Genomic DNA, 11,773 nt, shown 5'->3' with positions numbered 1-11,773 from the left:
CCTTCGGCCGGGTCGGGTCACTGCGAACGTGGTGCCTTCGACCCTATCGCGCGACCCCCTCCTGCAGACGCGATGACGCGCATTGTGCGCGCCCCGAGTGGCCGCTTCGTCCGCTACGGTGGGAGTCGTGTTGGGTGACGGGAACGGCTGGGTCCGCGACCCGGACGGCTCCCGGTTCTGGGGCCGGTTCGGCGCCGCGGGTCTGTTGGCTCTGTCGCCGGACGAGAGCCGGGTGTTACTGCAGCACCGCGCATGGTGGAGCCACCAGGGCGGAACCTGGGCGCTGCCCGGCGGAGCACGCGACTCGCACGAGTCCGCCGCCGACGCCGCACTCCGCGAGGCCTTCGAGGAGACGGGCCTCCCGCCCACGTCACTTGAGGTACTTTCCGAGGTGGTCACCGCCCGCTCGCAGGTCGGCTGGACCTATACGACGGTGCTCGCCCGTCTCGTCGAGCCGCGCGATCTCGTGCCCAACGAGGAGTCCACGGCGTTGGAGTGGGTCTCGCTGGGCTCGGTGACCGACCGCAAGCTGCACCCCGCCTTCGCCGCCGCCTGGCCGGATCTCCAGGTCCAGGTCCGCGCCCTCGCGGAGGACTAGCGCCCCGCACTCCCTTCCGCGCGCTCCCTAGCGGGGCGGCCAGCTCCCTATGTCCATGGACATAGGGAGTGCACGACACGCGAAGGTGGAGCACCTCCCGCTAGGGAGGCGCCCGGCTCAGCGGAGGGCGGCCTTGAGGGCGCGGGCGGCGGCTTCGGGATCGTCGGCGGCCGTGATGGCGCGGACGACGACGATGGCGTCGGCGCCCGCGGCGGTCACCTCGGGGACGCGCGCCAGGTCGATGCCGCCGATCGCGAACCACTTCCGCGTGGACGCGATCGCGGCGGTCTCGCGGACCAACGGCAGGCCCGGCGCTGCGCGTCCCGGCTTGGTGGGTGTGGGCCAGCATGGTCCGGTGCAGAAGTAGTCGACGCCGTCCTCGGCGGCGGCAGCGCGGGCCTGGGCACCGTCGTGCGTGGACCGCCCGATCACGACGTCCGGCCCGACGATATCCCGGGCCATCGACACCGGCAGGTCATCCTGGCCGAGGTGTAGCACGTCGGCGCGGGCGGCGTACGCGATGTCGGCGCGGTCGTTCACCGCAACGAGCGCGCCGTGCTCGTGCGCGATCTCCCGCAGTTGCGCGACGAGGTCGATCTCCTGTGCGGCCTCGATCGCTCCGAACTCCCGCTCGCCCGCCGAGCCCTTGTCGCGTAGCTGCACGATGTCGACGCCGCCGCGCAGCGCCGCGGAGACGAACTCGGCCAGGTCGCCGCGCTCGCGGCGGGCATCGGTGCACAGGTACAGGGAGGCGGAGGCGAGCCGCTCGCGGGGGGAGATCATGGCCCCAGCGTAGGCGTGGCGGAGTAGGCTGAATCACGTACACACGGGAGCTCCCGCCGCGGGGCTGAGAGTGGGGCACGTGGCGCCCCTGACCGTCAGACCTGATCCGGGTAATGCCGGCGAAGGAAGGATCCATAGGCGTGAAGAAGACTGTGACGGTCGTGGGCGGAGGCACCGTCGGCCTCACCGTCGCCTGGACGCTGGCGCGGCGTGGGGGCATCGTCACCGTCGTCGATTCCCGGCCCGGGTCGGGGGCCTCGTGGGTGGCGGGCGGCATGATCGCCCCGTACTCGGAGGCGTGGCCCGGCGAGGAGGAGTTGAACCGGCTCGGCGTCGAATCCCTGGGCCTGTGGGACGCATTCGCGCGCGACCTGCAGCCCTACGCCGACGGTCTGCTGATCACGTCGCGCGGCACCGTGCACCTCGCCGTCGACGAGGGCGACGCCGCCGACCTGGAGACCGTCGCCGCCGCGATCGGTGACTCCGCGCTGTTCGCACCGCTGCGCCCGTCGGCCGCGGCCCGCGCGGTTCCCGGTGCGTCGCCGCGGATCCGGGCCGCCGCGTCGGCACCCGACGAGATCTCGGTCGACAACCGCCTGCTGCACGGGGCGCTCCGGGCCGCGTGCGCGGCGGAGGGCGTGGCCTTCCGTGCCGCGGCGGTCGATGGCGCCGCGGCGCTCGAAGGCCTCCCAGGTGACGCCGTGATCATTTGCGCCGGTGCGGATTCCGGTTCGCTTGTGGCAGGTCTGGGCGTGCGGCCGGTGAAGGGCGAGGTGGTGCGGCTGCGGCGTGGACCGACCTGCCTTCCGCCCCCGGCAGTGACGGTGCGCGCCCGGGTGCGCGGCAGGCAGGTGTACGTGGTGCCCCGCGCCGACGGCGTGGTCGTCGGCGCGACGCAGTACGAGAACGACCACGACCTCGGTGTGCGGATCGGTCCTGTCGTGGAGTTGCTGGATGACGCCTTCGCCGTGCTGCCCTTCCTCCGCGAGTACGAGTTCGTGGAGGTCGCGGCCGGTCTGCGGCCCACGACGGCGAGCAACGTCCCCGTGATCGCGCCGCTCGGCGGCCGCGTCTTCGCGGCGACGGGGCACGGCCGCAACGGGTTGCTGCTCGCTCCGGTGACCGGGGCACGAGTGGCGGATATGGTTCTGAAGCAGGAGGTGCAGGCATGGAGCTGACGGTGAACGGTGACGACCGGCAGGTACTCGACGGGACGTCCGCGCAGACGCTGCTCGAACAGCTCGGGCTGCCGGACAAGGGCGTCGCGATCGCGGTGAACGGCGCCGTTCATCCGCGATCGCGGTGGGATGAGGCATTGCCGGCCTACGCCGACATCGAGGTGCTGACGGCGGTCCAGGGTGGCTGAGCAGTCCGATCCGCTGGTCATCGCCGGCCGGGGGTTCGGCTCGCGGCTCATCACGGGCACCGGCGGCAGCACCAACCTCGAGCACCTGCGGGCCGCACTCGTGGCGTCCGGCACCGAACTGACCACCGTCTCGCTGCGGCGTGCCAGCCTCGCCGAGGGCGGCGGCGTCCTGGAGACCATCCGCGAACTGGGCATCATGCCGCTGCCGAACACCGCTGGCTGCCTCGGCGCCGCGGAGGCGGTCCTCACCGCGCGCCTCGCGCGCGAGGCGCTGCACACCGACTGGATCAAGCTCGAGGTGATCGGCGACGAGCGGACCCTTCTGCCCGATGCGGTCGCCCTCGTGGAAGCCGCCGAGGAGCTGGTCGCCGACGGCTTCACGGTGCTGCCCTACACCAACGACGACCCGATCCTCGCGCGGCGCCTCGCCGATGTGGGCTGCGCCGCGGTGATGCCGGCTGGCTCGCCCATCGGCACCGGGCTCGGGATCCTCAACCCCCACAACATCGAGATGATCGTGGCGCAGTCACCCGTTCCGGTGATCCTGGACGCGGGCATCGGCACCGCGAGTGACGCGGCGCTGGCCATGGAACTCGGTTGTGACGCCGTTCTGCTCGCGTCCGCCGTGACCCGCGCGGCGAACCCCGAGGCGATGGCGACTGCGATGCGACTCGCCGTGGAGGCGGGCCGCCTCGCTCGCAGTGCCGGCCGGATCCCGCAGCGCCGCTGGGCCGTGCCCTCGTCGCCCATGGAGGGACGCCTCGTCAGTGGCCGACCGGGGTTCGCACGGCGTTGAGCGCCGGCCCCCGGTTCAGGCTCCGCGCAGGATCCATCCCAGTGCGATGCGCATCGCCGGCCGTGCGAGGAACGCGGTCCACCGAAGTGGGAACCAGTCGATCCACCGAGGAGTCACTGCGATCGCCCATTCGACTCGGCACCCGTTGGCGCCCTCCTCGATTCGGAATCGCTGGGCGAACGAAGCGATGACGAGGGGGACCGAGATGCCCGTGCCGACCGTCGTATGCACCCGACGCTGCTGGTCCATCACGTCTTCTTCGAAGGCCAGGATCGGCGTCCTGGTGACACGCCGTCCGTCCGACCGAGGATTCGGGCCTTCGACGAAGGGGATCCGGCCGAGGTACGGCCGCTCGGTGACCAGTGCGAAGACGGCGTCCGCCGACTGGGAGGACTCGGCGGTAACGGCCGCCGCCCAGGACGCGTCCCTGTCTATGTAGGTGTCGACGGCCCGCTCGGGGCGGCGAAGAGCGAATCGCCGTGGCCCTCCCGAGCCCGCGGCGAGAACGGCGAGGACGATGGCGCCGAGGACGACGGCGACGAGTGCGACTGCCGCCGTGGCGAGGACGAGTTGCTGGTTCACGGGCTACTCCCTGAGGGTGCGACTGCAACGAACTGACTTGTGAGTAAGATCAAATCATTCAACGACTGAGACGTCAATCACTAAACTGATCCCATGCAAGCTGGAGGAGCAATTAGTCGACTGACGTGTCAGTCGAAGCTAGGTTCATGCTCATCGACAGTGAGCATCACAGGATGGAGACGAGATGGTCGACGACAGCTCGGAATGGCCTCAGCCCGACTACGAGGTCGTGGTAATCGGCGCGGGAGCAGGAGGTATCTGCGCAGGTATCAAGCTGCAGGAGATCGGGATTCATGACTTCGTGCTGGTGGATCGCGCTCCGGCGATGGGCGGGACGTGGCGGGCGAACACGTACCCCAATGTCGGCGCGGATCTGCCCTTCCTCGCGTACCAGTTCTCGTTCGCACCGAAGGCCGACTGGTCGCACTTCTTCGCGAAAGGCGGCGAGATTCAGGAATACCACGTCGGTCTCGCGCGCGACGCCGGGCTCGATCGCAAGGTTCGTCTGAACACCACGATCGTTCGTGAAGAGTGGGACGAAGCGGCTCACCTGTGGCGCCTCCACATCGACGACGGCTCGCAGATCACCGGCCGGTTCGTCATCAGCGCGGTGGGTGCGTACATCAATCCGAAGGACAAGCCGGACATCCCAGGTCTTGAAGACTTCGAGGGGAAGGTGATGATCCCGTCGGACTGGGACGACGAGTTCGACTACTCGGGTATTCGCGCTGCGATGATCGGTGTCGGGTCGAGCGCTGTGCAGATCGCGCCGGCGCTCGCTGAGCGGGCGGCACATCTCGACATCTACCAGCGGACCCCGCAGTGGTACTTCCCCAAGCCCGACTTCCGCAACCCTCGATGGCTGCAACAGCTGCTCCGAGTGCCGGGGCTGGCCGGCCTGCTCCACGGTTCGGCATTGGCGTTCGTGGACGTGGCGCTGCGTGTTTTGATCTACACGCCGGGCAGGCTCTTCGGATTCGGCGCTCGGCGATTCGATCACGGCGCGCATAGTCTGTACGACCTCTGGATGTGGATCTGTGTCCGGGACAAGGAGACCCGCCGCAAGTTGAGGCCCGCGTACGGCGCCGGTTGTACGCGGGGCACCCTCGGCGGAGGCTACCTCGCGGTTTTCAATCGGCGTAACGTGGAGCTGCACACGACATCGATCGCGCGGATCGAGCGAGATGCGATCGTGACCGCCGACGGGGTGCGTCACCCGGCAGATCTACTCGTGCTCGCCACCGGGTACGAGATGTTCTCCGATCCTGAGTCGTACCGGGAAGGAGCGGTGGTCGGGGCCGATGGGTTCGACCTGGGGGTGTACTACAACGACGAAGGCTTGCGGGCGTACCACTCGACATCGGTCGCCGGTCTACCGAATCGATGGCTGATGGTCGGTCCCTACTCCTGGACCGGAACGGCATTTCACTACATCCTCGAGAACGCGATCCGACACATCTCGTCGGTGTTGGCCGAAGCGCGCACGCGGGGAGCGACCAAGGTCGAGGTCCGGATCGGTGCGCAGGAGGCGTTCCACAAGGACATGGTGACGAAGGGGGCCAATCTGAACCACTACTTCAACGTGCACTGCGCCGGGTCGAACACCTATTTCGTCAACTCGCAGAAGCAGGCCGTCTACGTTCGTCCGTGGACGCTGCTCCAATCGTATCGACGCAGTACAGGATTCGATCGCGATGACTATCGATACGAGTCGATCACGACGGCACAGACTCAGGCGGCGGCCGTCGCGGCACCGGGCACGGTGGCGTGATGCAGCCTTTCGCTTTGCTGAGGTTCCGTGCCACGGAGCCGGTCGCGGTCGACGATGCGGAGCGCTTCTTCTCAGCAGCCCCGTTCCTGGCCAAGGTGTCCTACGAGTTCCCTGACCTGACTCCCGACCAACTCTGGGGAGTCGTCTCCAGTGATCGGATGTGGTCGTGGCTCCCCACCGTGTGGGGTTGTCGTTACCCGGAGGGGGCCGGCGTCGAGCCCGGAGTGGTCCGCGACTTCCAGATGTACGTCCATCACTGGCTCGTCTACGCGCAGCGGGAGCGAATCATTCACGTCGAGCCGGGCCGCAGGATGATGTACACGGCCACCGACGCCACTCTGCCGTTCTTCGGAACCTGGCTCGAGGACTACCGCATCGAGCCGGTGGGGGCCGGCTCGCGGTTGGTGTGGCGCATGGGAGTCCGGCCGAGGTTTGTCGGTTGGCTTCCCGCCAGGTGGCTCTCCAGGCTTCTGACTCCGGTCCTCAGGTTCGGTCTTCGGGGCGTCCGCAGGGAGGTCGGCGACGGGGGTGCGCGCGAAGTTCGCATGGTCGGTGGCGAGGTCTCGGAGCGCCGCCGCATTCGGTGATCGCTCGATAGAATTCGCGACGAAGGAGGGCGCGGGATGGCTGAATCTGGTGACGCCTCGTCGAGTCTGCCGGTCGGACGGGTTCGCCGCGGGGCGAAAATCGGAGGTGTCGCGATGCGGCACGCAGTCCGTACCGCGACGAACGCCGCCGGCTCGCGCTTCCGTGACGAGCAGGCGGAGCGTGCGGCACGAGACGCTGCGATTCTTGCTCTCGCAGACGACCTGGTGGTCGTCCTCGGTGGCATGCGCGGCGCGGCGATGAAGCTCGGGCAGCTCCTCGCGGTGGTCGATATCGGTATTTCGGGGCGCCGCGCGCGGAAGGAGTTCGCCGAGCGCCTGGCACCGTTGTTCTCCACTGCTCCGCCATGGACGGACACGGCGATGATGCGGCAGTTGGAGGTGGAGCTCGGCGACGCACGCTCGCGCATCACGAAGCTGGAGGGTCCGATCGCCTCGGCCTCGATCGGGCAGGTCTACCGCGGGATGCTCGATGACGGTCGGGTCGTCGCAGTGAAGGTGCAGTACCCGAAGATCGACAAGATGGTGCGCGCCGATCTGAAGAACATGCGCCTGCTGATGAAGGTCCTGTCGCGATACCTCCCGGCGGCGAACGCCCATGCCCTCGGCGCAGAGATCGCCAAACAGGTGATGGCAGAGCTCGACTTCGTCTCGGAGTTGGCGAATCAAAGCTACTTCGCGGAACAGTTCGAAGGTCACCCGGTGATCGTGGTTCCCCGGCCCGTGCCCGAGCTGTGCACCGAGCGAGTGCTCGTCACGGAGTTCCTCGATGGTGATCCGTTCACCGCTGCCAAGGAGTACGACCAACAGCGCCGCGATCGGATCGGCGAGGCCATCTACCGCTTCTACTGCGGTGAGATGTATCGGGCCGGGCGGTTCTGCGCCGATCCGCACCCCGGAAACGTGTTGTTGCTGTCCGATGGCAGGGTCGGTTTCGTCGACTTCGGGATGTGCATCGAACTCGAGCCCGACGATCACCGCTACGAGCGAGATCTCTTCGGTGCGGTGCTCTCCGGAGAGCGGGAGCGAGTCCACGAATTGGCGGTTCTGGGAGGCTTCATCGGCCGGCCCGACGTGATGGATGCGGACGACCTGGCCGACTTCATCGAAGCAGTCGTGGGATGGCACGTGCGCGACGGCGAGATGCAGTTGACCCCGGACATCGCACGTGACGCGATTGCGGCGGCAATGCTGCCGCACGGTGGCTTCTACGATCGGTTCGTCGGCCAGCGCCTCCAAGAGGTGCATGCTCTGGGGCGGCGAACGGAGATGTCCACCGTCGCGCTGTTGAGCGAGATCCGCGCGACGGGCGCATGGCGTGCCATCGCCACCGAGGTGCTCGGATTAGCTCCGCCGGCCACGTCCATGGGACGTGAGATCGAACGCTGGCGCGCCGGACAGTCGGACTGAGCCCAGACACCTTCCGTCGGTGTCAGCTCCGGCGATCAATTAGCGAATGAGACGTCAGTCTGTTTATACTTCTGACGAAGTGAGGAGAATCACATGAGTGCATCAGAGCCTGGACGGATCACATCCGGTCGCGGTGTCGTCGTGACGCGAACGGGGGGCGGCCCGGGCGTCGTCGCGCGCCTGGCAACGGCCGGTTCGTGGTTCGTGGTGCGCCCGGTCATTGCGATCTGGTCGAAGACCTGGCGGTTTCCATGGCCGTACTTCCTGGTCGATCTCGCGGCCGTACTGCTTCCGCCGGTCCGCGGAGTGGAACGTGCGCGTGTGCGCCTGCGGAACTGCGAAGCCGAGCACACTCGGATCGCTGGCGCGGGATCCGATTCGGCGATCCTCTATCTCCATGGCGGTGCTTGGCTGGTCGGCGGGCTGCGCTCCCATCGTCGCCTGGTCTCCCGACTGGCACGTGACACAGGTGTTCCCGTCCTTGCAGTGAACTATCGAAAACTTCCTCATGCGTCCGTCAGCGATGCATTCGACGATTGCTTGGACGGCTTCCGACGGCTCCGCACCGCGGGCATCGCAGCGGACAGAATCGCTGTCGTCGGTGACTCCGCCGGCGGATATTTCGCCCTGCGAGTGGCGCTTGAAGGGCTGCACGGTGGGCTCGGGGCGCCCGGTGCGCTCGTATGTCTGTCGCCCATCATCGACCTCGAGCCCTCATCCAAGCTCGCCTCCGCGAGCGTCAACGATCCGCTGTTCCCCGCCAGTGCACTCCACGCGATGTGGCAGATGACCCTTGCCTCCGAGAGGGATCGGGATGCCCTCGAGAAGTTGCTCACGCCGGCGTCAGCGACGGAGGCCGAGTTGCGCGGACTTCCGCCGACCCTCATTCAGGTCGGTGGTGGCGAGATCCTGCGGCCGGACTCGGAGGACATCGCCGCTCGCCTCGCCGCAGCAGGAGTGCGAGTCACACTGGAGGTGTACCCAGGCCAGTTGCACGTCTTCCAAGTCGGCGCTGATGTGATCCCGGAGGCGCGCAGTGCCGTCGCCTCGATCACCGAGCACATTCGCACCGCCCTGCGCGCCAGCAGACGAGTCGCGGCATGATCGACTCGATCGACGGCGTCCTGGGACGGTTCCGCAGTTATCTGACGCGGACGGTGGTCGACTCACTCGCCACCTTCGGCCGGGCGATCCAGATCGCGGCGGGCGCGGTCTACTACGCGATCGTCGATATCGCGACCAGGCGATTCTCGTGGCGGGAGTGCGTCAAGCAGACCTGGTTCATCGTCACAGTCACCGCGACCCCCACAGTGCTCGTCTCCATCCCGTTCGGGGTGATCGTGGCCGCGCAGGTCGGCAGCCTGACGCAGCAGGTCGGTGCGACGAGCGTATCGGGGGCGGCCGGAGGCCTGGGGGTGATTCAACAGGGAGCGCCCATCGTCGCCGCGCTGCTGCTGGGTGGCGCGGCCGGTGCCGCGGTGGCGTCCGATCTCGGGGCCCGGGCGATGCGCGAGGAGATCGATGCGTTGCGCGCGATGGGAATCAACCCCGTCCGTCGCCTCGTCGCCCCGCGGATCGTCGCCATGGTCGGGGTCGCGCCCCTGATTTGCTTCCTGGCCATCATCATGGGTGTGACGACCGGCTACTTCATCTCGATCGCTTTCATGGGGGTCGCGCCCGGGTCATATCTCTCCTCGTTCGCCTCGTTTTCGTCCATGACGGATGTTGTGATCGCCGTGGGCAAGTCGTTGATCTTCGGACTTGTGGTCGCCGTCGTCGCCTGCCAGCGGGGCATGGAGACCAAGCACGGCGCGAAGGCGGTCGCCGACTCGGTCAACGCCGCGGTGGTCGTGGGCGTCGTCGCAGCATTCGGTCTGAACATGGCGTTGACGCAGGTGACCACCATGTTCTTCCCGATGCGGAGCATCGTCTGATGGCGGCGCCGTACGTCCCGTTCCGGCTGGGACGGGTGCGCACCGCGATGGGGGCGGCGTTGGGAAGGCCGGTCACGGCGTTCGCGATGCTCGGCCATCAGGCGAGGTTCGTCATGCTTGCTCTCCGGTCGGTTCCGTTTGCGGTCAGGACCTATCCCAAGCACATCCTCAGCCACATCGGTGCCGTGGTCTTCGGCAACGGTGCCATCATCGTCGGCGGCGGAATGCTGGGCGTGCTCGTCTTCCTCGGCGTTGCCATGGGGGGAACGATCGCGATCCAGGGCTTCTCGCTCCTCGACATGGTGAACATGGGGCCGTTGACCGGTCTGGTGGCGGCGTACGCGACGACCCGGGAGATGGGACCGCTCATCGCAGCGGTCGGGTTCGCGGCGCAGGTGGGCTGCCGGATCACCGCCGAAGTGGGTGCGATGCGCATGTCGGAGGAGATCGATGCGCTGGATGCATCCGCGATCAGGCCTATACCCTTCGTCGTCACCACCCGGGTGATCGCGGGCGTAGTCGCCATCGTGCCGCTCTACCTCCTGACTCTGATCGCGGGCTACCTCACCTGCGAGCTGATGGTCTCCGTGGTGCACGGACAGTCCTCGGGAACGTACGGCCACTACTTCTCGTCCTTCATCTCCCCGCAGGACATGGGCTACTCGCTGGTCAAGGCGGTGGTCTTCGCGGTCGCGGTCATCCTCATTCACAGCTACCAGGGCTACTACGCCAGTGGTGGCCCGGAGGGCGTGGGAGTCGCTGCGGGACGTGCGATTCGGGCCAGCCTGGTGATCGTCGTCTCGCTCGACATGGTGATGACGCTGCTGTTCTGGGGATTCGACTCCGGCGTGAGGATCACGGGGTAGAGCATGCCTTTGTACAAGGACCCATCGGGGCGGGAGCCGGCACGCAGGCGATTGGCTGAAGTCGGCGTCACAGTCATGATCGTTCTCGTCGTGGTGGGATACGTGATCGGACGGTGGACCACAGGCGGCTTCGACGAGCGTTTCGTCGTTACCCTGACCTCCGACAAGGTTGGCGACGGGTTGCAATCCGGGACGGACGTCAGGTTCCGTGGCCTGCGGATCGGTCGGGTCGACGAGGTTCAGGTGCGTGCGGACGGAAAGCAGTACGTGACGCTGGATTTGGATCCAGCTCAGGCGCGCGCGCTCACGACCGATGTGGTGCCGGTGTACACGGCGTCGAGCATGTTCACCTCGACGGACATCGAGTTCGTGCCGGGTGTGCAGCGGGGGCGGCCACTGTCCAACGGACAGACATTGGGGGTGCGCTCCGATATGTCCTTCGGCACGCTCACCAGCGTTCTCAACCGGGCAGGCAAGTTGACGGGAACGCTCGGCGATCCCGCGGTGGTGAATGCGATCCTGAAGCTCACCAATGATTCCGACCCGTACGTTCGCCTGTTGAAGGAGACCTTTCCAGTGGTCTCCCAGGTGGCCAAGGACCAGAAGATCACTCTGACGCGGTTCCTCACGGACGCCGCGGATTCGATCGACGCGATCCAACCGGCGATCACGCCGATGCTCTCCGTCGTCACCACGTCGCTCGACACATCGGGATACGTGGACGATCACGTGAGGCTGCGGAATTCGAACGACGCGATCCTCAAGCTTTCCAAGACGGTAGTCCTCCCGCTGGGAAACATGCTGCACGACAACAATGCCGCGTTGACCAAGATCATCGCTGTGGCCCTCGATCTGGGGGTGCCGACGGTCGTCTCGTTCGCGTCCTTCCCTCGTGCGTACGACCGACTGAGCACCGCCCTGAAAGGGACGGCCGACGCCTTCACTACTGGCAGCGACGGACGCACGCGTCTGAACGTCGAGCTCATCCTCTCCGCCGCACCGCAGATCGCGGTGCCCGCGCTCATCAGTAAGGAGACGAACCCGAAATGACAGGCTTCCGAG

13 protein-coding genes and 1 riboswitch are annotated in these 11,773 nt (G+C 67.2%); of the genes, 11 read left to right on the top strand and 2 right to left on the bottom strand.

Annotated features, from left to right (window positions below; translation table 11 throughout):
• The first annotated feature begins 127 nt into the window (after nt 1-127).
• Nucleotides 128-598 carry an NUDIX hydrolase gene (locus tag HNP44_RS02380; protein WP_224645283.1) on the top strand — a complete coding sequence of 157 codons (471 nt, stop codon included), beginning with the start codon at nt 128-130 and terminating at the stop codon, nt 596-598.
• 117 nt (nt 599-715) lie between these two features.
• Here the strand turns inward: HNP44_RS02380 and thiE are convergent, their stop codons facing one another.
• Nucleotides 716-1,381 carry a thiamine phosphate synthase gene (gene thiE, locus HNP44_RS02375; RefSeq protein WP_259141640.1) on the bottom strand — a complete coding sequence of 222 codons (666 nt, stop codon included), beginning with the start codon at nt 1,379-1,381 and terminating at the stop codon, nt 716-718.
• Between the two features lie 33 nt (nt 1,382-1,414).
• Nucleotides 1,415-1,526: riboswitch (TPP riboswitch) on the top strand.
• Between thiE and thiO the strand changes: the two genes are divergently transcribed.
• From thiO to HNP44_RS02360, 3 genes are all read left to right on the top strand, one after another.
• Nucleotides 1,522-2,559, top strand: a complete 1,038-nt coding sequence (gene thiO, locus HNP44_RS02370) for a glycine oxidase ThiO (protein WP_259141641.1) — start codon at nt 1,522-1,524, stop codon at nt 2,557-2,559. (Overlaps the previous riboswitch by 5 nt.)
• A complete protein-coding gene (thiS, locus tag HNP44_RS02365; protein WP_224645278.1) occupies nt 2,550-2,747 on the top strand; it encodes a sulfur carrier protein ThiS in 198 nt (65 codons plus the stop codon). The genes thiO and thiS overlap by 10 nt, the downstream gene beginning before the upstream one ends.
• Entirely contained in the window at nt 2,740-3,543 is an 804-nt protein-coding gene (locus HNP44_RS02360) for a thiazole synthase (RefSeq protein WP_259141642.1), read from the top strand. The genes thiS and HNP44_RS02360 overlap by 8 nt, the downstream gene beginning before the upstream one ends.
• A 15-nt stretch (nt 3,544-3,558) precedes the next feature.
• Here HNP44_RS02360 and HNP44_RS02355 read toward each other — a convergent pair whose 3' ends face one another.
• Nucleotides 3,559-4,125, bottom strand: a complete 567-nt coding sequence (locus tag HNP44_RS02355) for an SRPBCC family protein (RefSeq protein WP_259141643.1) — start codon at nt 4,123-4,125, stop codon at nt 3,559-3,561.
• Nucleotides 4,126-4,309: 184 nt separating this feature from the next.
• Between HNP44_RS02355 and HNP44_RS02350 the strand changes: the two genes are divergently transcribed.
• The 7 genes from HNP44_RS02350 to HNP44_RS02320 all read left to right on the top strand — a co-directional run bounded on the left by HNP44_RS02350 (nt 4,310) and on the right by HNP44_RS02320 (nt 11,761).
• Complete coding sequence (locus HNP44_RS02350; protein WP_259141644.1) at nt 4,310-5,896, top strand: flavin-containing monooxygenase; 1,587 nt, start codon at nt 4,310-4,312, stop codon at nt 5,894-5,896.
• A 17-nt stretch (nt 5,897-5,913) separates the two neighbouring features.
• Nucleotides 5,914-6,483, top strand: coding sequence for an SRPBCC family protein (locus HNP44_RS02345; RefSeq protein ID WP_259141711.1), 570 nt, complete (start codon nt 5,914-5,916; stop codon nt 6,481-6,483).
• A 114-nt stretch (nt 6,484-6,597) separates the two neighbouring features.
• On the top strand, nt 6,598-7,911 hold the full coding sequence (locus HNP44_RS02340; RefSeq protein ID WP_259141645.1) for an ABC1 kinase family protein: 1,314 nt from the start codon (nt 6,598-6,600) through the stop codon (nt 7,909-7,911).
• Between the two features lie 204 nt (nt 7,912-8,115).
• On the top strand, nt 8,116-9,015 hold the full coding sequence (locus HNP44_RS02335) for an alpha/beta hydrolase (protein WP_259141646.1): 900 nt from the start codon (nt 8,116-8,118) through the stop codon (nt 9,013-9,015).
• Nucleotides 9,012-9,845, top strand: a complete 834-nt coding sequence (locus tag HNP44_RS02330) for an MlaE family ABC transporter permease (protein WP_259141647.1) — start codon at nt 9,012-9,014, stop codon at nt 9,843-9,845. The genes HNP44_RS02335 and HNP44_RS02330 overlap by 4 nt, the downstream gene beginning before the upstream one ends.
• Complete coding sequence (locus tag HNP44_RS02325) at nt 9,845-10,711, top strand: ABC transporter permease (protein WP_259141648.1); 867 nt, start codon at nt 9,845-9,847, stop codon at nt 10,709-10,711. The genes HNP44_RS02330 and HNP44_RS02325 overlap by 1 nt, the downstream gene beginning before the upstream one ends.
• 3 nt (nt 10,712-10,714) lie before the next feature.
• Nucleotides 10,715-11,761 (top strand): MlaD family protein, encoded by a 1,047-nt coding sequence (locus HNP44_RS02320; RefSeq protein WP_259141649.1) that lies wholly within the window; start codon nt 10,715-10,717, stop codon nt 11,759-11,761.
• Nucleotides 11,762-11,773 lie beyond the last annotated feature (12 nt).

Origin of the sequence: Tsukamurella ocularis, assembly GCF_024807615.1 — a bacterium.
Lineage (GTDB): Bacteria > Actinomycetota > Actinomycetes > Mycobacteriales > Mycobacteriaceae > Tsukamurella > Tsukamurella ocularis.
This window is presented reverse-complemented; position numbering and strand designations above follow the sequence as displayed.

What these genes read in the sequence shown, in the direction of transcription:
- HNP44_RS02320 (WP_259141649.1), top strand. Translation starts at nt 10,715, where the DNA reads ATGCCTTTGTACAAGGACCCATCGGGGCGGGAGCCGGCACGCAGGCGA.
- HNP44_RS02325 (WP_259141648.1), top strand. Translation starts at nt 9,845, where the DNA reads ATGGCGGCGCCGTACGTCCCGTTCCGGCTGGGACGGGTGCGCACCGCG.
- HNP44_RS02330 (WP_259141647.1), top strand. Translation starts at nt 9,012, where the DNA reads ATGATCGACTCGATCGACGGCGTCCTGGGACGGTTCCGCAGTTATCTG.
- thiS (WP_224645278.1), top strand. Translation starts at nt 2,550, where the DNA reads ATGGAGCTGACGGTGAACGGTGACGACCGGCAGGTACTCGACGGGACG.
- thiE (WP_259141640.1), bottom strand. Translation starts at nt 1,381, where the DNA reads ATGATCTCCCCCCGCGAGCGGCTCGCCTCCGCCTCCCTGTACCTGTGC.
- HNP44_RS02340 (WP_259141645.1), top strand. Translation starts at nt 6,598, where the DNA reads ATGCGGCACGCAGTCCGTACCGCGACGAACGCCGCCGGCTCGCGCTTC.
- HNP44_RS02350 (WP_259141644.1), top strand. Translation starts at nt 4,310, where the DNA reads ATGGTCGACGACAGCTCGGAATGGCCTCAGCCCGACTACGAGGTCGTG.